Source organism: Anabaena sp. PCC 7108 (assembly GCF_000332135.1).
Lineage (GTDB): Bacteria > Cyanobacteriota > Cyanobacteriia > Cyanobacteriales > Nostocaceae > Anabaena.
The window spans coordinates 716,712-739,884 of record NZ_KB235896.1 but is presented as its reverse complement, the minus strand read 5'-3'; the positions used below and the strand labels follow the sequence as shown (position 1 = coordinate 739,884).

Below are 23,173 nucleotides of genomic sequence, written 5' to 3'. Positions count from 1 at the left end.
TTACTGTTTATTTAATTTTCTGTAAAATTTGTGTTTTGTAAAACTTTATTCCAAACTGAAGATATGAATATCTTCAGTAATTGCATAGTTAGTGAAACTGCTGTCATAATAACGCAATGCCCATTGATTATTATTCTCGCCATAATAACTGAAATTTGCTATCTTTTGCATTCCCGTACCAACATCACGAAACCTTAATTCTAAACTATTTCCACCAACAGAAAGAACAACCGGCGGTAATGAGATAGTTGATTGCCCTTGTGAACCGAAGGGAAATAGTGAACCTATATTTGGTAGTAGTGAACCTATATCTAGACTAAAAGGTAATAAGTCAATAGGAAATGGAAACGGCAGAGAAGGAGATGGATTTGAAGGCTGACTAGGCGCTGGAGTTGGTGTAGTATTGTTTGCTGTACCTGTGATAATATCCCGGACTTGACTATCACTTAAGTTGCGGTTAGCGCTGAGTATAAGAGCCACTACCCCAGCAACATGAGGGGCAGCCATAGAAGTTCCATCATAAGTAGCATATTGATTATTAGGAACCGTGGAATAAATATCTTGACCTGGTGCGGTAACATATTTGATTTCTTGAGAACCAGAACGATTAGAGAAATCAGTGAAGTTATTATTTCTATCTACTGCACCCACAGCAATTCCTGAATTGTAGGCATAGCGGGCAGGATAAGATGGTGTAGAGTCGCCATTATTTCCTGCGGCCATAACAACAATTACACCTTTACTGCTGGCATATTCAATAGCTGATTTAAGACTATCATTAGAAGAATTACCTCCTAAACTCAGGTTAATAACATTAGCCCCATTATCTACAGCATAATAGATCCCATTAGCAATATTTGAATAAGAACCTGAGCCATTTTTATCTAAAACTTTGACCGGCATAATTTTGGAATTATAGGCAATACCAGTTACACCAATACCGTTATTTTCTCCGGCAATAGTACCCGAAACATGAGTTCCATGACTATTATCATCTAAAACATTATTATTGCTACTATCAAAGTTCCAACCTTGAAAATCATCAATATAGCCGTTGCCATCATCATCTATACCATTACCAGCAACTTCTTTATTATTTGTCCAAATATTGTTTTTTAAATCTTCATGATTATAGTCAACTCCAGTATCTAAAACCGCAACAATAATACCCTCTCCTGTGTGTCCATGTTCCCAAGCAGCTGGAGCATTTACTAAATCTGCACCCCAATTATTTCCACCCAAATCAGGAGTATCTCCATAAGGACTCTCACCAGCGGCTTCACTCACTGCTTTACCGGCATCTACTAAACCATAGCCATTATTGGAATTATAGCTATTAGTTGTAGCGATAGTTTCTGCTGTTTCCACTTTCGGTAAACTGCTACGATTACCCCAAGTTAAGCTATTGTCAGCCGGAGTATTAAAGGTATCAACTGGGTAAATAGGAGTAAAATTAAGTTCCCTTTTGGAGGAAAAATTATTAGTAATATCAAATGCCATGATAATTTTAACCTCACAAATATTAGTCTTTTTGTAACAGCCTTAACTTTTCAAACCTTTGTCTAGCAAAAGCTGGAAAGTGCGAGTTATTAGTGTTTATCCAAAAATAATATAAATGGACTAATATAAAAAGCTAATTTGATTACGAATTCAGTAAATTTAAAACAAGCAATCATGACAATTGGTAAGTTATGATTTAATAACTTAATTTAGAGCTTAATGTAATACAATAAAATTCAAATTTACAATACCTTTGCTATTTTTTTAGGACTAAAGCTGCGTGTCACACTCAAAATCTGTTGTAGGGTGCGTCAGATATCAATAATTTAGTTATTTGCAGGATTTATGCAGTCTGACGCACCCTAGCAATGCGCCAGTTGCGTAAGTCCTGTTTTTGTAGGTTTATGTGAGGCACAAAACCCAACGCAAGAATTAAAGCTGTTTTAAATATAGGTAATTAGAGGATTTTAAATAAAGCTCAATAGATAAAAAATGTGACTTTGTCTAAAATACACTTCTCTCCTGTTCTCAAAAGTAGAATACACCCAAATTAGCAACAGTGATAACAATAAATTAACTAGAAATTAACTAGATTGTCGCCAACTAGCTGGGGGTTCAATATAATCAGGGAGACGAGTATTAATATCTCCTAATGTCATAATTATCTGTTCTGATTCCAAGTTTTTTGCACCAGTCAAAATCGCCCCAATCAGATTAACATCACAAAGTTGAGCGCCAGATAAATTAGCACCCATTAAATTTGCCCAAGACAGGTCAGCTTCATCAAGAATAGCCCCACAGAGATTAGCTCCCATAAGATTAGCTTGCTGCAAATCTGCTTCTGTCAAACTAGCTTGACTGAGATTAGCAAAATAGATATCCGTTTGTTGTAACTTCGCAGCATTCAAATTAGCACCTTGCAGATTTGCACCATTAAGATTTGCACCTTGTAAATTAGCCGCAATTAAACCAGCTAAATGTAAATTAGTTTTCCCCAACTTTGCTCCTTGCAAATTAGCCAGAAATAACTTCGCACTAGAGAGGTTAGCTGCTTTCAGATTTGCTTGTTGTAAATTAGCTTTATACAAATTAGCAGCTTGTAAATTAGCCGAACGCAAACTTGCACCAAATAGGTTAGCTGACAGGAGATTGACTCCATATAAATTAGCGAGATTGAGGTTTGAACGACTCAAATTAGCACCTCGCAAACTTGCTTTAAATAAGTTAGCTTCATAGAGAATCGACCCTATGAGTTTAACTCCATCCAAGTCTGCTTCACTTAAATCTACTTCCCGTAAATTGGCTCCAGATAAATCAGAACCTCGCAAATCTACCCGTTGCAATTTTGCACCAGCTAAGTTTACTCGTCTGATATTCGTATTACTTAAATCCAGCTTTTGATTTTCTCTGTCTTGCTGAAAATCGCGTCTACCAATCACAGTTAAAGCTGCTTGAATATCAGTACGAAGTTTAAAAGTATCTGATGGGATATAAGAATCTACTGACTGTTGACGACGCACCCTATCCCGATGTTGACCCAAATCAATAGCCATGAAATCTTCTGGCTTTTGTTGTTTTCTCTCTACTTGTATGGGTGCATTTTCACGGACAAAAGCAGTCAAAATTTCCATAATTGTCCAATGTTCTTGAGGGAAATCTTGAGCAATTCTTTCTAATGCATAAATTGCACCTGTGCGGGTTTCTACTTTGTCATGTCCTAACTGAGCAATTCCACCAATAAAGCGTTCTGCAATTAATTTTTCTTGGGTGAGTTTGATATTTTCAATCCCAATTGCTAAGGTTTTTTCCGCTGTAATGGCACTTTTTTGCATTGTTTGATTCTGCTTGGCTGCGTAATAAGCATTAACCATGACAGCTAAACCTAAAAAAACTATAGCAGTCGTAGTCAAGGCTTGATTTCTAACAGCTATTCGCTGCAGAAGTGATAACTTCTCAATATTAGTAGATGCGAAGACAATCAGTATCAAGGAGATAGCAACGATAACTATGATGGTGATTAACCAATTCAAAGTTGCGTCTGTCTTTTTAGCAGACATACCATAAAGATGCTTCACAATAATGAGTTATTACTGAGATGATTGAAAAAAACAGTATAGCATTTAGCTTCAAAGTTGGATATTAAATATCACATTTTCTTGAATACTTATCATTAGGGCTGATACAAAGAGACAGTGAATTTTTAGGTAAGCAATTCAGCGGACTTGAGATAAGAATAGAGATTAATTAACTATGGTAATAATTAATGTTAGTGAAAATAACTATACTCTGTTCAAAAAAACATTAGTGTTTAAATAGTTACAATATACACTTATATCTACCCCTATACAGAAGTAGATATCAATAGCTGGAAAGAAAAAATTGTAGCTGTAATATTCTCAGTGGAAAATGTAAACACCCTGGTATATATTGCCTCCTAAACACTAAACTTAGTTTCTCTTAAATTTGCACTATTAAGAATAGTATCATGCAAAATTGCATTCTGCAAACTAGCTAAATACAAGTTAGCTCGATGCAAGTTAGCATTAGAAAGATCCGCACCAGTGAGATTTGCTGCACTGAGAATTGCACCGGATAGATTAGCCAGATTAAGGTTTGCACCACTGAGATTTGCTGCACTGAGAATTGCTCCTTCTAAGTTTGCACTAGTAAGATTAGCATTAGATAAATTGGCTTGATAAAGGTTAGTTTTTGCGAGGTTTACACCAGATAAATTTAACCCCATTAAATTTGTATAACTTAAGTCAATCTGGTCATTTTCTGGGTCTTTTGTGACATCTCTCATGCCAATCACAGTAATGGCTGCTTGAATTAGTTGTTGGATATTTATCGAAGAATTAATCATTAATTCTGTTGGAGAAATAATAGGAGCTTTATTTCTCACAAAATTAGTTAACATATCCATAATTATCCAGTGATATTGCGGTTGGATTTTAGCAAGATGCTCTAAATCATTAATTGCAGATAGACTGGCTTCAATGGAATTATTCTCAAGTATCGGTATGACATTCATTAAATACTGTTGATATGAGTTATTTTGTTGAGTATGTTTTAAACGTTCTTGAATTCCTAGCATCCACAGGATGATCTTTTTTGAATGAGGCGTTTTGAATCGGCGCACTGAATTTAAGCATTGTAAAAAGTTAAAACTTATACTCATAAAGTTATGGCTATAGTTGTTGATTAAGAAAAATATGCGTTAAACCTATTGATAAATTGTTAATTCTTCTGACTATCACTTAGTATTCACCTCTAATAGAGAACGATCATGATAAAATCGATTTATTTTATATTTAACTTATATTTAACTTATACTTAAGTTATATTTAACAAGTTCCGTGGGTTGAAGTTCCCGGCTTCTATAAAGGTCAAGTTTTGTGGCATTATCTGAATTCCTATTGCAAAACTTAATTACGAATTATTTTAATTGTTCAGGAAATTTACTTAAATCTGTAAATGCAAGCAAATACCCAGCCAATACTCAAAAACATAGTTCTGATTGGTGGTGGCCATAGTCATTCCATTGTTTTAAACCTGTTTAGTAATAACCCTGTAGCTGGAGTAAATTTAACCTTAATTACTCCAGATCAATATACACCCTACTCTGGGATGTTACCCGGACATATTGCCGGATTTTATAATTATTCTCAATGTCATATTGACTTGCAAAATTTAAGCAAATTTGCTAATGCTCAGTTGTATCTTGATCAAGTAGTAGGTCTGGATTTAGAAAATAAACAGGTTTTTTGTGCTAACGGATCTGCGATAGATTTTGATATTCTCTCTATTGATATTGGCAGCACTCCAGCGAAATTATCTCTACCAGGTGCGGCAGAATATACAATTGCAGCTAAACCAGTTAAACAACTTTTAGAACACTGGTATAAATTGCAGGAAATGGTTATTAAAAGACCCCAAAAACCGCTATGTATTAGTATTGTTGGTGGTGGGGCTGGAGGTGTAGAATTAGCGTTATCAATGCTCGCAGGTTTACAGAAATTAGGAAGTGAAAATCTAGAAGTGCATTTATGGCAACGCACAGGAGAATTAATGCCAAATCATCACCCAACTGTGCGGAAAATTATGCAAGCAGTTTTAATTAATAAAGGTGTAAAATTACATCTGGGTGAAAATGTGTGTCAAGTTAGACCAGCAACTAATGAAAAAGTAGAAATTCAATCTGAATCTGGGTTAATATTAAAGTGCGATCGCGTGTTTTGGGTAACACAAGCATCAGCCGCAAATTGGGTCAAAGATTCAGGAATTACTACAGATGAAAAAGGTTTTATTTTAGTCAATGATAATTTGCAATCTGTTAGTCATCCCCAAATTTTTGCAGCAGGTGATATTGCCACAATGATTAATTATCACTTACCAAAAGCAGGTGTTTTTGCAGTGCGTCAAGGTAAACCGTTGTATGAAAATTTGCGAAGGACGATTTTAAATAAATCACTAAAACCCTACAAACCACAAAAAGAGTATTTAAGTTTAATTGGCACAGGTGACGGACGCGCAGTAGCTACAAGAGGAGATTTCACCTTACCACCTCATCAATTATTGTGGCATGGGAAAGACTGTATTGATCGCCGTTTTATGGCACAATTCCGCCATTCTTGAAAACCGCAGATCCCCGACTTCTTGAAGAAGTCGGGGATCTTTTGATCCAAAAAACCTGATACATTGCACTATCAGCCAGAAGATAGAGTAATGGAAATCAGAAAAAGACTATGAAACGCAGACAAATTATTAACACAGGGGCGATCGCTACAGCAACAGCCGCACTCACCGCAGCTTGTGCTAAAACCAGTACATCCACTGCTGTACAAGGTAGTTTACCCACTGTCAGATGGCGAATGACTACTAGCTGGACAAAGACGTTAGGGACTTATATTGGTGCGGAAACCATCGCCAAACGAATCAAAGAAATGACGGGTGGCCGCTTCACCATTACTCCCTTTGCTGCTGGAGAATTAGTACCAGGTTTGCAAGTATTAGATGCAGTCCAAGCCGGAACTGTGGAATGTGGTCACACAGCTAGTTATTATTACATAGGTAAAAATCCTGTATTGGCTTTTGCTACCACCGTACCCTTTGGTTTAAACGCCCAACAGCAGAATGCTTGGTTGTATCAGGGTGGTGGACTAGAAGCCATGCAAAAAATTTATGCTGATTTTAATATTATCAACTTTCCCGCTGGTAATACTGGGGCGCAAATGGGGGGATGGTTCAAAAAAGAAATTAAATCTGTTGCTGACTTAAATGGCTTAAAAATGCGAATTCCCGGTTTAGGGGGACAAGTTATGTCTAAGTTAGGGGTAAATGTGCAGGTGTTACCCGGAGGAGAAATATATTTAGCATTAGATAGAGGTGCAATTGATGCAGCGGAGTGGGTTGGACCCTATGATGATGAGAAGTTGGGTTTAAACAAAGCCGCGCAATTTTATTATTATCCTGGTTGGTGGGAACCGGGACCAACTTTAGATGTATTGGTTAATCGGAATGCTTGGGATAAATTACCCAAAGAATACCAGGAAATTTTTAGAACAGCAACTTTTGAAGCCAATATGAATATGTTAACTAAATACGATGCTTTGAATGGGGAAGCATTAACAAGATTACTGGCTGGTGGGACTAAATTAACTCCTTACAGTCAAGAAATTATGCAAGCTGCAAAAAAAGCTGCTTTTGAAATATATGAAGAAAATGCGAGTAAGGATGCAACTTTTAAGCAAGTTTATGAAGGGTGGAAAAAATTTAGAGAACAGATTTATAGATGGAATAAAACCAATGAATTAAGCTATGCCAATTTTGTGACGGCTGAGAGTAAGTAATATCTCATTGGTCAATATCGAATTTAACTTTCGAGATGCCAAACAGTTTTAGGAATTGGAAGATTTTATGAACTTCGGTCAAACATCTCTGATTCCTCTAACCAAGTTTGAACCACCCCTAATAAATTATCCTGTTGAGGGAGAAAACCACTCAAGGGAGATGCTATTGGTGTATTGGTAATCAAGGCGATTTTTAACCAGTGATTCTGTAATTGCTGACAGAAATTAATTAATTCTGGGTGGGGATTAATGTTACAGAAAATGAGGGCGATTTTATCTGTTTTTAGATGTTCTCTCAGGGGTTGGAGTTCGTTTTCTAAGTCGAATATATCTTCTATGGTGTTGGCTTTTTGTTTGGGAAAGATTTCGCCATAAATTTTGATTAAAATACCTTTTGCTATGGCTTTTTCTGCCGTTTTCCCTTCCAGGTTGGCGGCGTTGATGGGGATGGGATAGGTGGTGGAGGTGGGTTGCAGTTGCTTTAATTGGGTATAAATATCGGTGTATTGTTGTTCGAGTTGGTTAGGGGGTGGTGGTGGCGTGCCATGCTTGGTAGAATTGGGGATAGTTCACCGTGCCAAGCGCGGTAAAATTCAGGATAGGTCATATTTTGGGCGCAATGCCAGAGAATTTCATATACCTCTATATCTTCGATATCCTCCATGTAGTTTTTTAACCCTTGTATTACTACTTTCAGCAAATCAGGTTTAAATATTTTTTTGATAAAGTAGATAGCATTAATACCAATTACATAATCTTTTGTAGTTTGCAATATATTCACCAAAGCTACAGTAGCATTGATGTTTTTAGATGCTGCTTTTCCTAAAATATTCAGAAATTTCTGTTTACTCTTGATATCTTTACTACAATGAAGCATTTCAAATAGTTTAGGAATAACAGTAGAGTCGCTAGAAGCAATTTCTGCTAACCTATCTATGGACACGGAATTAATATCTTTAATAAATCTATAAGCTATGTCATCATGACTGATATTTAACCTATCTAATACATCCACTATAGCATTGAGATGTCCTAATTTATGAATACTCGGTTTCAAAATAATTTTTTTACCTATTAGTCCAATCAGAGTATCAATGTCATTTATTTTAAAAATAGATTGTTTGATACTATCTATGTCCATCTCTACTAATAAGGTTATAAAATTCTCAATATCATTTCGATTTCCAGTGGGGAGTTGAAATAAACTATTAAAATCTAACTTGGAAGGAATTTGAGAATTTTGATCATGTTGTTTCTGATTTGACGAAAGCCTAGTCAAAGTAGAGATAGCAAGTGGATTAATAGGAGCTAATTTTTCTAATTTTCTTTTGATTATTATGCTTTGCAAATTAATCTGTTTAGTTCGGTTGTATGCTTCCTGACATTTATCTAGATAATCAACTATAATTTCAACAGCAACTTCATTGTTATGTGATTTTTCAAGTAACATTAATGCAACTTCCAAACGGTTAACCGGAACTTGATTAGATAATAGCTGCTTAGTTAAACAGTGAATTAGTCTATTAGAATTTGCCTGTATAAGTGAGCTTTTAAATTCCTTCTCAATAAAAGCACTTATTCTATGGTTATTTTTTTGATTGTTAACATTAATAAATGTCCATTGCATAACCTGTTCTATAATTTCATCTGTAAAATTCCTATGACTAAATTCGCTAGTACCAGCAACTGCTAAAAAATAGGATTGATACATATAAAAATCTTTACAACCATCCTGAAAATTCACCAACTTTTTCATTAACTCTTCTTTCAAATCAGGTGATACTTTGTCTTTTACTAGCCCAAACCACACTAAAAACACCTCATTCCACTCATTCTCAAAAATGCGATATTTCTTACCCTCAACAGGTTTATCTACATGATTTCTAGGTAAAAAATAATCCCAATCATCAATCACACAAGCTGCAAAATATTCTGCAAAACTCAGGTGAAAGAAAGCATAAACCCTTTCATCAGTTTTTTGATCACGATAAACCCAATTTAACCAACCTAACTTTTCTGCTAACTCAAACTCCTCTAAACTCATGACATCTTTAATCACAGACTCCTTGAGACTGATTTGTTTATCAATCATCCTCAACGCCAAATTTCCCAAAGCCTGATTTAACTGTTGTCTTTGCGCTGCTGTAGTTCCAAATTCCCCTTTTTTCCATTCATAAGTTGCATCCACAAAACGCTGATACAAATTCGCCTTAGTTTCCGGTAATTCCCCTTGCAAAAAATACCAACTCTGACACAACATTGCCAACCGCAAGGGGTTTTTGACTAAATCAAAAATGCGGCTGTGTTGGGGTGCGGTTAACTTTTGCTGTAACTGTTCCCCTAACTCCCGTTTTTCCGCTTTTTCATACCACTGCTGAATAAATTTTCTCAACTCGGCATCACTAAAAGCCAGAGTGCGATAGTATTCAAAATTAGCTATGGGGTTAGGTTGCCAAACATTGAGACGACAGGTGAGAATTACCCTAGTCCAAGTTAACCATCCTTCTAATTGGCTATTGAGTTGGGATAAAGGTGAGTTTTCGGTGGTTTTCATCTCATCCACCCCATCCAACAGCAACCACACTCGCTTATGCTTAAACTGTTGCTGGAAATCTGCCACTAAAGCGGGTATAACGGTATTTTGAGAAGGAATAAACTCTAAAGCCTCTTCTAGCCAAGTATGCAGTAAATAGTCTTTTAGGGTTCTATTGTCTAAGCGACTGAGATTAATAAAAATAGGGCTAGGATAATCAGGATTATCAGCTAAATATTCGGCAATTTTGCTTAACCAAGTGGTTTTTCCCGCCCCTGGTTCTCCAATAATGGCTAAATTTTTGGTTTGCTGGCCTATGACTTCATCAATAAATTGCTGATATTCGTATTGTTTGGTAATTTCTTCTGATTTTAATTCATATTGCTGCATACCATCAGCCGCATCGGGAAAGGGTGTTTCTTTTTTATCTTCTTCTTTACGTCGTGCGGGTTTCGGTTGAATTAAGCCTAATGGGACAAAGATTTCTATTTCGTGTTTTAATTCGGTGATTTGTCGTCTTAATCGTTGTTGATGTTGCTGTTTTTGTAGCATTTTCTGGCATATTTCGCGCCAGTTGATTTGTAGGGTTTCGGGTTGGGGTTCAGGTTGATAATTTTGGGTTTGTTGTTGTGCAAGCCATTCAGGATATTTCTGTTCCCAAAGCCATTTATAAGCCTGTTTCCAAGGCTCATTTCCTTTTTGTGGTCTACCTTTTACTGAAGTTATAATACAATTATTTTTTCTAAAAATAGGATAAATATTCAATCTTAATTCATCTCTGATTTTTTGAATTTCATCAATTTCTTTATCTTTATTAAAATCAATTTTATTAGCGAGTTGTTTTTCATCATCAATATCATAATAATTCGGGTCGAATCGAACTATAAATATTTGATGTGTATCTCCAGTAAATTGAAATTCTCTGGAAATCTCTTGCAGAAATTTTTGTTGTAATGTTGTCAGTTCTGGGGATATCATAAATTGCACCTCACTGATTAATTATATATGGACAATTTCAATATTCTCAATTAGCTTCATAACCCGCCTGGGAATGAATTCCCAGTCTAATAGCCGAAGTCCGTTAAAACGGACTATTAATTTTTATTTAGTCGTCTTTAGACGACTTTTGTTATTAGACATGGCTATGCCACGCAAGCTATCAGAATTCATTCTGAGGCAGTTTCGGCGCAGGATTTAGAGAATAACCAACCGCAGAATAATAAGAGTTTGAGAGTTTTTGGCGTAGGTCTTATGATATTTCCAAAATAACATCATCAATCATAATGAGCAAGATTTCTATTAAATTCTAGTAAATTCTATTTTTTGGATCTTTTTTCTCTATTTTTTATTTGATTTTATATAAATAGTCAAGCAAAAAAAACAATAGCGGGAAGTTCTGATGGATATCTCTACTCTTCTTTTAACAGCTTTAATTACTTGGGCAATTGAAAAGTCTTCTGATGCAGTTTTACTTTGGGTGATGAAAAAGATAAAATATAACTCCTCCAACAATGAAGACAAAGATAATAACAACACATAAACACATTATTTCCAGGTGGGTAAAACAAATCGCTAGTGGCTTTCCTTAATTGCCATACTATACAGATGAGGGACGCGGTTTCTGCGTCCTCATGATTATGAGTAATTATTGTATGGGAATTGCAGAAAATAACAGTAGAACAATTAACCTCACCAAATTTCTCGTTGCTTATTCCTCTACTTTGTATGGGAATGAAAGATCAAGGATCTGCCTGATATTAAATGTAGAGGTAGAACCTCTTTCTCTGTGTTCTCTGTGCCTCTGTGGTTCGTTTTTCTTATTCCTATACTCTGTATGGGAATGAAACATCAAGGATCTGCCTAATATTAAATTAGAGGTAGAACCTCTTTGATAGCATTCCCAGTCTGAGACTGGGAACGAGATATATGATCTTATCGTCCCAAAGAAGGTAAGAAACTGACAATTCCTGGAAAGATAATAATTAAAAGCACCACGAGCAATTGCAGCAAAATAAACGGAATTACTCCGCGATAAATATCACCAGTTGTTACTTCTGGAGGTGCGACACCGCGCAGATAAAATAAGGCAAAACCAAAGGGAGGTGTAAGGAAAGAAGTTTGTAAATTTGCTCCCAATATCACACCATACCAAACTAAATCAATTCCTAAAGTTTGGGCGACTGGAACAAACAAAGGAACGATGATAAAGGCAATTTCAAAGAAGTCAATAAAAAAGCCCAAGAGGAAAACTACAGTCATACTCAGGGCTAAAAATCCAACTTGACCACCAGGGAGATTAGAAAGCACATCAAACATGAATTGATCGCCATTTAATCCCCGAAATACTAAACTAAAAGCTGTAGAACCTAACAGGATAAAAATTACCATGCTGGTAATTCTTAAAGTGTTATCACATACCTGACGCAGAGATGCTAAAGTTAGTTGACCGTTAGCAGCAGCAAGGGCGATCGCACCTGCACATCCTACCGCACCGGCTTCTGTGGGTGTCGCCAAGCCAAAAAAGATACTTCCCAAAACCAACAATATCAAAATCAATGGCGGTAACATTACCTGAATTACGCGCTTTCTCAAAGCTTTTCCGCCAATTTCCCGTACTTCGGCAGGTAAAGCTGGCGCTACCTCTGGCTTTAAAAATGCTACAATTAGCACATGAAGGGCAAAAGACCCCGCCATCATCAAGCCAGGAATGACTGAACCAATAAATAAATCACCGACAGATATACCCAACTGATCACCCAAAACCACCAATACCACACTAGGGGGGATAATTTGCCCCAAAGTCCCTGAAGCCGCAATTACACCGGTGGCTAATTCTTTGTTGTAACCATAGCGCAGCATAATCGGTAGAGAAATTAAACCCATTGCTACTACTGTGGCCGCTACCACACCCGTAGTTGCTGCAAGTAACGCACCCACCAGCACCACAGCTAAAGCTAGTCCACCCCGCAAGCGTCCTAACAAAATTCCCATCGTTTCTAACAGCCTTTCCGCAATGCCAGATTTCTCCAACATTGACCCCATGAAAATGAAGTAAGGGATAGCCAACAGCGTATAATTAGCCATGATGCCAAAAATCCGCTGTGGCATGGCTGTGAGGAATACCGGGTCAAAAACACCCAAAGCAATACCGATGATGCCGAATAAAATCGCTACACCACCTAGAGAAAAGGCGACTGGATACCCCAAGGACAGTAAAACTAAAGCCCCCCCAAACATAACCGGACCAAGCCATTCATAATCCAGCGTCATGATTTTCCTCCTGGGGTGCTATTCTGTTTTGGAGTATGGCGACGTTTTTAATCACTTCCGAAATGCCTTGAAAAATTAGCATCACAAAGGCGACAATAATCATGGCTTTAATGGGGTAGCGGGGTAAACCTCCCGGATCTGGTGATGTTTCCCAAATTTGCCAAGAAGCAATAATAGTATCCCAGGAAAAAATAATCACCATAATGCAGAAAGGAATCAGAAAAAATACTGTTCCAAATAAGTCTGCGATCGCTTTCTTTTTCCCAGATAAGTTACTGTAAAAAATATCCACCCGCACGTGTTCGTTATGCTTGAGGGTGTAAGCCGCACCTAAGAGAAAAACTAAGTCAAAAATATACCATTGTGCTTCTATATAGGCGTTAGATGTGAGATTGCTGCCAATAATTCGCCCAATGTATCTACCTAAAACATTCCATACACCAAGGATCACCATCACCAGGACTAACCAACTCGTCCAGCGGCCAATGCGTTCAGTGCAGGTATCAATAAAATTTGAGATTTTTAATAACTTGTCCAATGCTTTTCTTCTCTCCTGAGTTTCTGTAAATGTAGTTTACATTGTCAAGGGATTTAGATCCCCGACTTCTCAAAGAAATCGGGGATCTGTGTGTTAGTCTTTTTTTTATTGCACAAATACGGTATGGTAATTTTGAAGACTTTTAGCATCAGAGTAATTGGTTATGAATATGCAAATAAAACACGTAGTCATTGCATCATCTTTATTAATAACTACCCTAGCTATCCCAAATAGTGCAGTAGCCCAAAATAGGGGTACTCCAGGTAAATTTGATTTTTATGTTTTAACATTATCCTGGTCGCCTGATCATTGCGCGAGAAATGGTAATCGTGATCCTCAGCAGTGCAGTCCAGGAAGAAAATATGGTTTTGTCTTACATGGTCTTTGGCCACAATATCAAAAAGGTTATCCGGCTAATTGTACAACTGAAAAATTACCGCAATTAGTCCAGCAAAAGTTTAGAGGTTTATTTCCCAGTGAGAAACTTTATAATCATGAATGGCAAAAACATGGAACTTGCTCAGGTAAAAAACCTCTCGAATATTTAACATTAAGCAAACAGTTAAAATATTCTCTGGTGATTCCCCCAGCTTATAATCGTCCTGCTAAACCATTTCGCACTACTGTTCAAGACTTGAAAAGTGCTTTTATAGGTTCTAATAAACAATTTACTGCTAATGGGATAGCACCTTATTGTTCTGATTCAGGTAGGTTTTTACAAGAAGTTTTCTTTTGCTATTCTAAAGATGGTAAAGCAGGTATTTGTAGTGCGGAAATTTTAAAACGTTCTCAAAAAAGCTGTGGTCAGGACAATTTTTTAGTGAGAAATGTGAGGTAGTTTATTTTATTTGAGATAAAAAATCACTGAAGCTGTTACGAAATATTACAATAATATCCTATATTAAAATTGCACCCATTTATACCCATAGGCTTTTCTCCCATGAGTCAAATCATCTGGATTGCCAGACACGCCAACCGCCTTGATTTTGTTAACCCTGATTGGTTTCTCACAGCCGAAAAACGCTATGATCCACCATTATCAGATGATGGCATGATCCAGGCGCAACAATTAGGAAAACGACTCAAAGGCGAAAAAATCAAGCATATTTTTGCATCTCCCTTTTTGCGAACAGTGCAAACAGCGAACGCAGTTGCAGAAGCATTAGATTTACCAATTAAACTAGAAACAGGCTTGAGTGAGTGGTTAAATCCAGAATGGATGACAGAAGCACCAGAAAGACTCTCAACCCAAGCTTTAGCGGCATTATTTCCCAGAATAGATATTAGTTACACATCCCGTGTTGCAGCCCAATATCCCGAAACCCATGAAAAAGTCAGACAACGTTCTGCACAAACAGCAAGATGTCTAGCGACAGAGTTCTGGCCATCTGATATTCTTTTGGTAGCACATGGCGCTTCTGTGTTGGGTGCAGCGATGGGTTTAGTCGGGGAAATTGCCAAAACTGAAGTTAAAGCTACTTTATGTTCTTTAGTAAAAGTGGTACGTCAAGAATCAGAATGGTTGCTAGAACTCAAAGGAGATACTTCCCATCTGACCACAATAGAGGAAGTAGTAAGATTTGTGTAAGTCTCTACATTAGGGATTTTTAACTTATTTAAGTTAATGGCAACCTAACTAAGCAAAAGTAACTAGCTAACTAACTAATAAATTTTATGACATTACTACTAGCAGGAGATATAGGCGGGACAAAAACAATTTTGCGACTGGTGGAATCTTCAGATGTAGGATTAAAAACCTTACAGGAGGAAAGTTACCGCAGTGGGGATTTTCCCGATTTAGTGCCAATAGTAGAGAAATTTTTAACCGCAGCCAATACCTCAACACCAGAAAAAGCTTGTTTTGCGATCGCAGGACCTGTGGTCAACAATACTGCTAAACTAACCAACCTAGCCTGGTTTTTAGATACAAAACGTTTAGCCCAACAATTAGGTATTCTGACGATTTCCTTAATCAATGACTTCGCTGCCGTTGGTTATGGCATTTTTGGCTTAACCAAACAAGATTTACTCACATTGCAAGTTGGGAAACATCAACCAGAAGCACCTATGGCGGTGATTGGTGCAGGGACTGGTTTAGGACAAGGGTTTTTAATCAAACAGGGAAACCATTATCAAGTTTTTCCCTCAGAAGGTGGACACGCAGATTTTGCCCCTCGGAATGAGTTAGAGTTTCAATTGCTAAAATACCTGTTGGATAAACATGATATTCAACGTGCTTCTGTAGAAAGAGTAGTTTCCGGTTTGGGTATTACTTCCATTTACCAATTTTTAAGAGATCGTCAAATAGACTCCGAAAATCCAGAGATTGCCCAAATTGTCAGAAATTGGGAACAGGAAGCCGGACAAGCCGAAAAAACCGTTGATCCAGGTGCAGCGATTGGTAGTGTAGCCTTAGTTAAAAGCGATCGCCTTTCTGAACAAACTATACAAATTTTCCTAGAAGCCTACGGTGCAGAAGCCGGTAATCTGGCCTTAAAACTCTTACCCTACGGTGGATTGTACATTGCTGGTGGTATCGCCCCCAAAATTTTGCCTTTGATGCAAAATGGGAGTTTTATGTTAGCTTTCACCCAAAAAGGTAGAATGCGTTCTCTACTCGAAGAAATACCGGTGCATATAATTCTTAATCAACAAGTAGGATTAATTGGTGCTGCTGTATGTGCAGCTAGGTTATAAATAGCAGGAACAATCAAATCTGCATTTGCAAATGCTATAAATATGATTATCAAAGTTTTACTACCTTTTATCGCTGCCACATTTGTATATAGTGGGTTCGTCTCAGCTGAGATGCGTCAATCCAAACCTACCACTTCTCCTAGTAAACCAGCTGTTCCTAAAGTAGTACAGCCAAAGTGGAAGGTATTCACTCCCCCAGATAAAAGTTTTCAGGTTTTAATGCCAGGAAGACCAAAAAAGAAAACTCAAGTTCAAAAAACCTACATGGGAGAAATAAAATTAGAAATATTTGTAGCCCAACCACCGGAACAGGAAGTTGCATATTTAGTAACTTACAATGAGTTTCCATATAGTTATGCTAAGATGACAAACCCACAAAAAATATTGAATCAAGCCCAGGATAATTCTTTAAAAGCTACACAAAGTAATTTGATTAGTGAACGCAATATTCGCAGTTCAAACGGTCATCCTGGTAAAGAAATTCAATATGTAGATTCGGCTGGTAAGGTAACTACAAATAGAATGTATGTTGCTGAAGGGCGATTATATCAAGTCATGGCCATAGTTTCTAAAAAACAGCGTCCGACTTTAGCTAAAACCATCACCGGATATCTGAATTCCTTTCAATTGGTTTTAAGAAAGTGAAAGTCTGGGGCTACACAAGGTTAAGCTTATACCTGAAATCTGCTGTATATTCTATTTTGGAAGACGGTGTTAATCATTAATTTCAGATTATGGCAGGACATAGTAAATGGGCAAATATTAAACGTCAGAAGGCGGTAGTAGATGCTAAAAGAGGCAATATCTTCACTCAACTGTCACGGGCGATAATTGTTGCTGCTAGAAATGGTGTACCAGATCCTGCTGGTAATTTTCAACTGCGGACGGCGATTGATAAGGCGAAGGCGGCGGGGATTCCTAATGATAATATTGAAAGAGCGATTGCCTGCGGCACGCGAGGCGCGAACGCTAAAGGTGCAGGTACTTTTGGCGGTGATAACTCCAGTTTAGAAGAAATTCGCTATGAAGGTTATGGCGCTGGTGGTGTAGCAATTTTAATTGAAGCCCTCACAGATAACCGCAATCGTACAGCCGCAGATTTGCGTGTAGCTTTTAGTAAAAATGGCGGTAATTTAGGGGAAACAGGTTGCGTTAGTTGGATGTTTACTCAAAAAGGCATTTGTGTAGTTGAGGGTGTGGTTGATGAAGAACAGCTTTTAGAAGCGTCTTTAGAAGGTAATGCTGAGTCCTATGAAATGACGGAAGATCAAACCGCTGAAGTATTTACTGAGGTAGCAAATTTAGAAACTCTCAGTCAAACACTCAAAGCAAAAGGTTTTCAAGTCACAGATATTGAATTGCGTTGGATTCCTGGTAACCAGGTGGAAGTTACAGATTCTGAACAGGCGCGATCGCTCTTCAAATTGATTGATACTCTAGAAGGATTAGATGATGTCCAAAATGTGACAGCCAATTTTGACATGGCTGATAATCTCATGGCTACTATGGTTTAGTAGCTAATGATTAACGTAAGTTGCTAGTTAAGAAACTCTTAACGGGAAACATATAAAATCCGAGTTAATTACAAATTACGTATCCCTAGCTGACTGGAGGCCCTATTACGAATTACAAATTACGAATTACGAATTACGAATTACGAATTATTTTAACTTGCTGTCTTCGGGGAGTTGCGTAAAAATAATAAGTAAAACGCTGTAATCTCTCTTAACAATGTCCCTGACTCAGCTTACTCAAACCCTTCCTCCTCCCCAAACACCCACACACCAACAGCAATATGATTATGATTTGGTAATTGTTGGTGGTGGAATTGTTGGCTTAACCCTGGCTGCTGCTTTAAAAGACTCTGGCTTAAGTGTGCTACTAATTGAAGCTAAGGTGACATCAGCCGCAGTCGCTAAAGGCCAAGCTTACGCCGTACATATGCTTTCAGCCCGGATTTTCCAAGGAATTGGTATTTGGGACAAAATCCTCCCCAATGTCGCTAAATATAACAAAGTGCGGCTATCTGATGCTGACTATGCCGATGTGGTGAAATTCCAAACTTCTGATTTAGGGACTTCAGAATTAGGTTATGTAGCTGAACATTATACACTGTTACAACCTTTACAGGAATTTGTACAGAATTGTCCGAATGTAACTTATCTCTGTCCAGCGGAAGTGATAAATACGCAAAATGACAAAGATATAGTTACAGTTAATATTAAAGTTGATGGTGAAAATCGGACAATTCGTAGTAAGTTGCTAGTGGCAGCAGATGGTTCAAAGTCGCCAATTCGTCAAGCTGCGGGAATTAAAACTAAAGGCTGGAAATATTGGCAATCATGTATTGTGGCTTTTGTCAAGCCAGAAAAATGCCATAATCATACAGCTTATGAGAAGTTTTGGGCTAGTGGTCCCTTTGCAATTTTACCCTTACCCGGGAACCGTTGCCGTATTGTGTGGACGGCACCTCATGAAGAAGCCAAAGCTTTATGTGCTTTAAATGATCAAGAATTTTTGGCTGAACTCACCAAACGCTATGGTGAGCAGATGGGTAAATTGGAATTATTGGGCGATCGCTTTATTTTTCAGGTACAGTTGATGCAGAGCGATCGCTATGTCCTCCCCCGTCTGGCTTTAGTTGGAGATGCAGCACACAACTGTCATCCTGTCGGTGGACAAGGTTTAAATTTAGGTATTCGTGACGCAGCAGCTTTAGCAGAAGTTATCCAAACAGCGCACCAAGTCGGTGAAGATATTGGTAATATCCAAATTCTCAAAAAATATGAGCGCTGGAGAAAAAAAGAAAACCTCACAATTTTAGGTTTTACAGATTTATTAGATCGAGTATTTTCTAATAACTTCCTACCAGTGGTAATCATTCGGCGTTTGGGTTTATGGTTGATGCAGCGAGTACCAATGTTAAAAGTATTTGCACTCAAATTGATGATTGGGTTAAAGGGGAAAACTCCAGAATTAGCAAAACGATAACTAAACTGGTAAAGTATGATTTCATTTCCATACCAAAACCTAAACAATAATAGGACTTACGCAAGTGTCACACTAAAAATCTGTTGTAGGGTGCTTTACTACTGCATAAATCCAGCAAATAAACAGATTGTTGATATCTGACGCACCCTACCAATGTGCCAGTTGCGTAAGTCCTGAATAAGCTTTTGATTTTTTCCCCAAATTCTGAATTTGCGACTCAAAAGTGATAACATTTCCCGCTAGTAGTGTTAAAGTTGCAAGAAATTGATCAAAACTTTCTCCTGAAGACGCTACATCCACAGCGGGTATCCATGCTGAAGAAACTACAAAACAAGCAAATTTATCTGATTGCTGGCGCAGGACTATGTGCCTTTTTAGTCGGCGGTATGGTGTCAGCCCCACAAGCTGGGAAAACCCTGAGTAAATGGTTAAACGTAAGTCAGAGTAAACCTGAGCAATTATCTGAGACGAATAAATCAAAGTCTGTTGTCTTTAGTTTAATATCTCAATCTTTACCAGAACGCGCCGCCAAACTAAGTGAAATTGCTCAAAGCAGCGAATCGCCAGATCAAAAAAGAGCTAGTTATCTCTTGGCCAGCGATTACCTGGAAACCAACCAAGGAGAAAAAGCACTAGCTTTACTACAAGGACTAGAAAAAGATTATCCGGTTTTAGCACCATACATTCTGCTCAAACAGGCTCAGGCAGAGGATATGCTGGGTGAAAAGGGTAAAGCTTCAGATTTGCGGCAAAAAGTCCTAAAAGATTATCCCCAAGAAGCAGCCGCAGTTAAGGCGATATACTTGATTGGGCAACCAAAACTACATGATCAAGCGATCGCACAATTTCCTTCTCATCCCCTCACCTGGGAAATTATCCGCAAACGCTTAAAAGATAATCCCAATCAACCCAAATTACAACTAATTTTAGCTAAATACGCTGCCAATGAACCGGGCATTGTCGGTATATTAGATCAATTAGTGAAACAGCCTCAACTCACACCCGCAAATTGGGAACTCATTGGTTCAGTTTATTGGGACAATAATCAATTTACCAAAGCGGCTAATGCTTATACTAAAGCACCCAAAACAGCCCGCAGTCTCTACCGCACCGCTAGAGGGTTACAGTTAAACAAAGAGCGAGACAAAGCAGTTCCTCTCTATAAACAACAGGTGCAACAATTCCCCACCGCTGAAGAAACAGGAACAGCCCTGTTGAGATTAGCAGAAATTGCCCCAGGAAAAGCCGCAATCCCTTATCTTGACCAAATAATTAATAAATTTCCTCAACAAGCACCGAAAGCACTCGTACAAAAAGCTAAATTACTGGAAACTCTCAACGATAACCAGTCAGCTAATACGACTTGGAAATTACTTTTAGGTAAGTATAGCAGTTCTAATGAAGCGGCAGAATATCGCTGGAAAACAGCCCTAAATAAAGCCAAAGCCCAAGATTATGTAGGTGCATGGCAATGGGCGCAACCAATAGCTGCTAATAATCCTAACAGCATTTTAGCTCCTAGAGCCAGTTTTTGGGTAGGTAAATGGGCAACTACACTAGGAAAACAGCAGGAAGCTCGTACTGCTTATGAGTATGTACTTAGCCAATTTCCCCAATCTTATTACGCATGGCGCTCTGCAAGCATTTTGGGGTTAGATGTAGGTAATTTTAATAACCTGCGACTGATGAACCCGGAAGTTGTCCCACATCAGCGTCCTGTACCAACAGCGGGTTCTGACACTTTTAAGGAATTATACTTATTAGGTCAAGATCGTGATGCTTGGTTTCAGTGGAAGACAGAATTTCAGAACAAAGATAAGCCTACTGTAGCCGAAGACTTTACCGAAGGGTTGATGCTGTTGGCCAAGGGCGAAAATCTCATCGGGATTGATAAGATTTCTAAATTGGAAGATCGGGAAATACCCGCAGAAAAAGCCGAATATGCAGCTTTAAGTCAACAAATCATTTATTGGCAAGCTCGTTATCCTTTTCCCTATCTCCAAGAAATTGAAAAATGGTCAACTACACGTAAACTGAATCCTCTGCTAGTTACAGCCCTGATGCGTCAGGAGTCGCGGTTTCAGCCAAAAATTAAATCTATAGTCGGTGCAACGGGTTTAATGCAGGTAATGCCCAGTACAGCAGCATGGATAGCCCCGCAAATTAATGTTGATATGAAAACCATTAATTTGGAAAACCCGAACGATAACATTATGCTGGGTACTTGGTATTTAGATCACACTCATCAGCAATATGGAAATAATTCCATGTTAGCGATCGCTAGTTATAATGCTGGTCCAGGTAACGTTGCCAAATGGTTGCGAACTATATCCAAAGAAGATCCAGATGAGTTTGTAGAAGAAATTCCTTTTGATGAAACCAGAAATTACGTTAGGCAAGTTTTTGGTAATTACTGGAATTATCTCCGACTATATAACCCAGAAATTTCGGCTGTGGTTGCTAAATACTCAGCCACACACCCCAAATTACCAACTCAGTAAACAATTACAACAGTTTTCACATCAATAGTGCAATACCTTCGGTGAGCGTAGCGATCGCAAAATCAAAGCTAATATGACTTACGCACACCTCATAGAAAAACGGCGTTGCTGAATAAGGGGATGATTGAGGCTGACGCGGGGAAGAGGACGCGGGGAGGGGGTGACGCGGTGACGCGGTGATTATATATTGATGCCGATTCTCAAATCATCCCGCAATTATGCAACACCGGAAAAACGAACCACAGAGGCACAGAGTTCACAGAGAAAAGAGGCTTTGAGATATATTTTGCGTAATTCCTGGCTAAAAATCAATCTCCCCGTCCCCTTCTTCTCCCCGCGTCCCCTTCTTCCCCTCCTCTTCCTCTTCCTCTTCTCCCCGTCCCCGCGTCCCCGCGTCTCCCCCTCCCCGCGTCCTCTTCCTCTTCCCCTCAAAGTCGCTCTCACAGATAAAATAGTTAAGGAATGTTGCCTATTAATTAACTCATGACACCTTTACCAGATGTAGATACTATCAATTCTCCCAATATAGATACAGAAGGATACGGAAATTCAGAAGTTAATCCCCAGGATGAGTTATCAGATGATGTCGAAATGTCATTTTTCGACCATCTTGAAGAATTACGGCAACGGATTTTCTATTCTTTAATCGCTGTAGTAGTGGGTGTTATTGGCTGTTTTATCGTCGTTAAACCTCTTGTACAGCTACTAGAAGTCCCAGCGCATGGGATCAAGTTTCTGCAACTAGCACCAGGAGAATATTTCTTTGTCTCCATTAAAGTTGCGGGTTACAGTGGTTTGGTGCTTGCTAGTCCCTTCATTCTTTACCAAATTATCCAATTCGTACTTCCCGGACTAACACGTCGAGAACGTCGTTTGTTAGCACCTGTGGTTTTGGGTTCTAGTGTGCTATTTGTCGGCGGGTTAGTATTTGCTTACTTGCTACTTATTCCCGCAGCTTTACAATTTTTTATCAGCTACGGTGCAGATGTTGTCGAACAACTATGGTCAATTGAAAAATATTTTGAATTTGTGCTGTTATTGTTATTCAGCACTGGGTTAGCATTTCAAATTCCCATTATTCAATTGTTGTTAGGTAATTTAGGGATTGTCTCTTCCGCAAAAATGCTGGCTGGGTGGCGTTTTGTGATTATGGGAGCAGTAATTTTGGGTGCTGTACTGACACCTTCTACAGATCCCCTCACTCAAAGTCTTTTAGCAGGGGCGGTTTTAGGACTTTATTTTGGTGGAGTTGGTTTAGTTAAACTGACGGGAAAATAAACAATTCAAATGGCTT

General features: G+C 38.3%; 17 protein-coding genes. 11 read left to right on the top strand and 6 right to left on the bottom strand.

All coding sequences use genetic code 11. The features are described 5' to 3' along the window. Positions 1 to 45 precede the first annotated feature (45 nt). The 3 genes from ANA7108_RS0104095 to ANA7108_RS0104085 all read right to left on the bottom strand — a co-directional run bounded on the left by ANA7108_RS0104095 (position 46) and on the right by ANA7108_RS0104085 (position 4,594). Complete coding sequence (locus ANA7108_RS0104095) at positions 46 to 1,500, bottom strand: S8 family peptidase (protein WP_016949497.1); 1,455 nt, start codon at positions 1,498 to 1,500, stop codon at positions 46 to 48. 584 nt (positions 1,501 to 2,084) lie between these two features. After that, positions 2,085 to 3,557 (bottom strand): pentapeptide repeat-containing protein, encoded by a 1,473-nt coding sequence (locus ANA7108_RS0104090; protein ID WP_016949496.1) that lies wholly within the window; start codon positions 3,555 to 3,557, stop codon positions 2,085 to 2,087. A 377-nt stretch (positions 3,558 to 3,934) separates the two neighbouring features. Beyond that, positions 3,935 to 4,594, bottom strand: a complete 660-nt coding sequence (locus ANA7108_RS0104085; protein WP_016949495.1) for a pentapeptide repeat-containing protein — start codon at positions 4,592 to 4,594, stop codon at positions 3,935 to 3,937. Positions 4,595 to 4,974: 380 nt separating this feature from the next. Here ANA7108_RS0104085 and ANA7108_RS0104080 point away from each other — a divergent pair, with 380 nt between their 5' ends. Then, positions 4,975 to 6,135, top strand: a complete 1,161-nt coding sequence (locus ANA7108_RS0104080; RefSeq protein WP_016949494.1) for an FAD-dependent oxidoreductase — start codon at positions 4,975 to 4,977, stop codon at positions 6,133 to 6,135. A gap of 110 nt (positions 6,136 to 6,245) precedes the next feature. Then, positions 6,246 to 7,349 carry a TRAP transporter substrate-binding protein gene (locus ANA7108_RS0104075; protein ID WP_016949493.1) on the top strand — a complete coding sequence of 368 codons (1,104 nt, stop codon included), beginning with the start codon at positions 6,246 to 6,248 and terminating at the stop codon, positions 7,347 to 7,349. A 481-nt stretch (positions 7,350 to 7,830) separates the two neighbouring features. On the opposite strand, the gene ANA7108_RS28105 is transcribed toward ANA7108_RS0104075, so the two are convergent. Next, positions 7,831 to 10,860, bottom strand: a complete 3,030-nt coding sequence (locus ANA7108_RS28105) for an NACHT domain-containing NTPase (protein WP_016949492.1) — start codon at positions 10,858 to 10,860, stop codon at positions 7,831 to 7,833. A gap of 421 nt (positions 10,861 to 11,281) precedes the next feature. Between ANA7108_RS28105 and ANA7108_RS30080 the strand changes: the two genes are divergently transcribed. After that, positions 11,282 to 11,422, top strand: a complete 141-nt coding sequence (locus ANA7108_RS30080; protein WP_016949491.1) for a hypothetical protein — start codon at positions 11,282 to 11,284, stop codon at positions 11,420 to 11,422. Between the two features lie 392 nt (positions 11,423 to 11,814). Here ANA7108_RS30080 and ANA7108_RS0104060 read toward each other — a convergent pair whose 3' ends face one another. Both ANA7108_RS0104060 and ANA7108_RS0104055 read right to left on the bottom strand, forming a co-directional pair. After that, positions 11,815 to 13,152, bottom strand: a complete 1,338-nt coding sequence (locus ANA7108_RS0104060; RefSeq protein ID WP_016949490.1) for a TRAP transporter large permease subunit — start codon at positions 13,150 to 13,152, stop codon at positions 11,815 to 11,817. Next, a complete protein-coding gene (locus ANA7108_RS0104055) occupies positions 13,136 to 13,690 on the bottom strand; it encodes a TRAP transporter small permease subunit (protein ID WP_016949489.1) in 555 nt (184 codons plus the stop codon). The genes ANA7108_RS0104060 and ANA7108_RS0104055 overlap by 17 nt, the downstream gene beginning before the upstream one ends. Before the next feature lie 163 nt (positions 13,691 to 13,853). Between ANA7108_RS0104055 and ANA7108_RS0104050 the strand changes: the two genes are divergently transcribed. The 8 genes from ANA7108_RS0104050 to tatC all read left to right on the top strand — a co-directional run bounded on the left by ANA7108_RS0104050 (position 13,854) and on the right by tatC (position 23,157). Continuing rightward, complete coding sequence (locus ANA7108_RS0104050) at positions 13,854 to 14,528, top strand: hypothetical protein (protein ID WP_016949488.1); 675 nt, start codon at positions 13,854 to 13,856, stop codon at positions 14,526 to 14,528. 102 nt (positions 14,529 to 14,630) lie between these two features. Next, on the top strand, positions 14,631 to 15,278 hold the full coding sequence (locus ANA7108_RS0104045; protein WP_016949487.1) for a histidine phosphatase family protein: 648 nt from the start codon (positions 14,631 to 14,633) through the stop codon (positions 15,276 to 15,278). An 86-nt stretch (positions 15,279 to 15,364) separates the two neighbouring features. Continuing rightward, the gene (locus ANA7108_RS0104040) at positions 15,365 to 16,387 is read left to right on the top strand and encodes a glucokinase (protein ID WP_016949486.1); all 1,023 of its coding nucleotides are present in this window, start codon (positions 15,365 to 15,367) and stop codon (positions 16,385 to 16,387) included. A gap of 42 nt (positions 16,388 to 16,429) precedes the next feature. Further along, entirely contained in the window at positions 16,430 to 17,032 is a 603-nt protein-coding gene (locus ANA7108_RS0104035; RefSeq protein ID WP_016949485.1) for a hypothetical protein, read from the top strand. 89 nt (positions 17,033 to 17,121) lie between these two features. After that, positions 17,122 to 17,901 carry a YebC/PmpR family DNA-binding transcriptional regulator gene (locus ANA7108_RS0104030; RefSeq protein WP_016949484.1) on the top strand — a complete coding sequence of 260 codons (780 nt, stop codon included), beginning with the start codon at positions 17,122 to 17,124 and terminating at the stop codon, positions 17,899 to 17,901. A gap of 217 nt (positions 17,902 to 18,118) precedes the next feature. Then, positions 18,119 to 19,378: an FAD-dependent hydroxylase gene (locus tag ANA7108_RS0104025; protein WP_016949483.1), complete on the top strand. Its 1,260-nt coding sequence runs from the start codon at positions 18,119 to 18,121 to the stop codon at positions 19,376 to 19,378. Between the two features lie 311 nt (positions 19,379 to 19,689). Then, entirely contained in the window at positions 19,690 to 21,879 is a 2,190-nt protein-coding gene (locus tag ANA7108_RS0104015) for a transglycosylase SLT domain-containing protein (RefSeq protein ID WP_016949481.1), read from the top strand. A gap of 483 nt (positions 21,880 to 22,362) precedes the next feature. Next, a complete protein-coding gene (gene tatC / locus ANA7108_RS0104010; RefSeq protein ID WP_016949480.1) occupies positions 22,363 to 23,157 on the top strand; it encodes a twin-arginine translocase subunit TatC in 795 nt (264 codons plus the stop codon). The last annotated feature ends 16 nt before the right edge of the window (positions 23,158 to 23,173 follow it).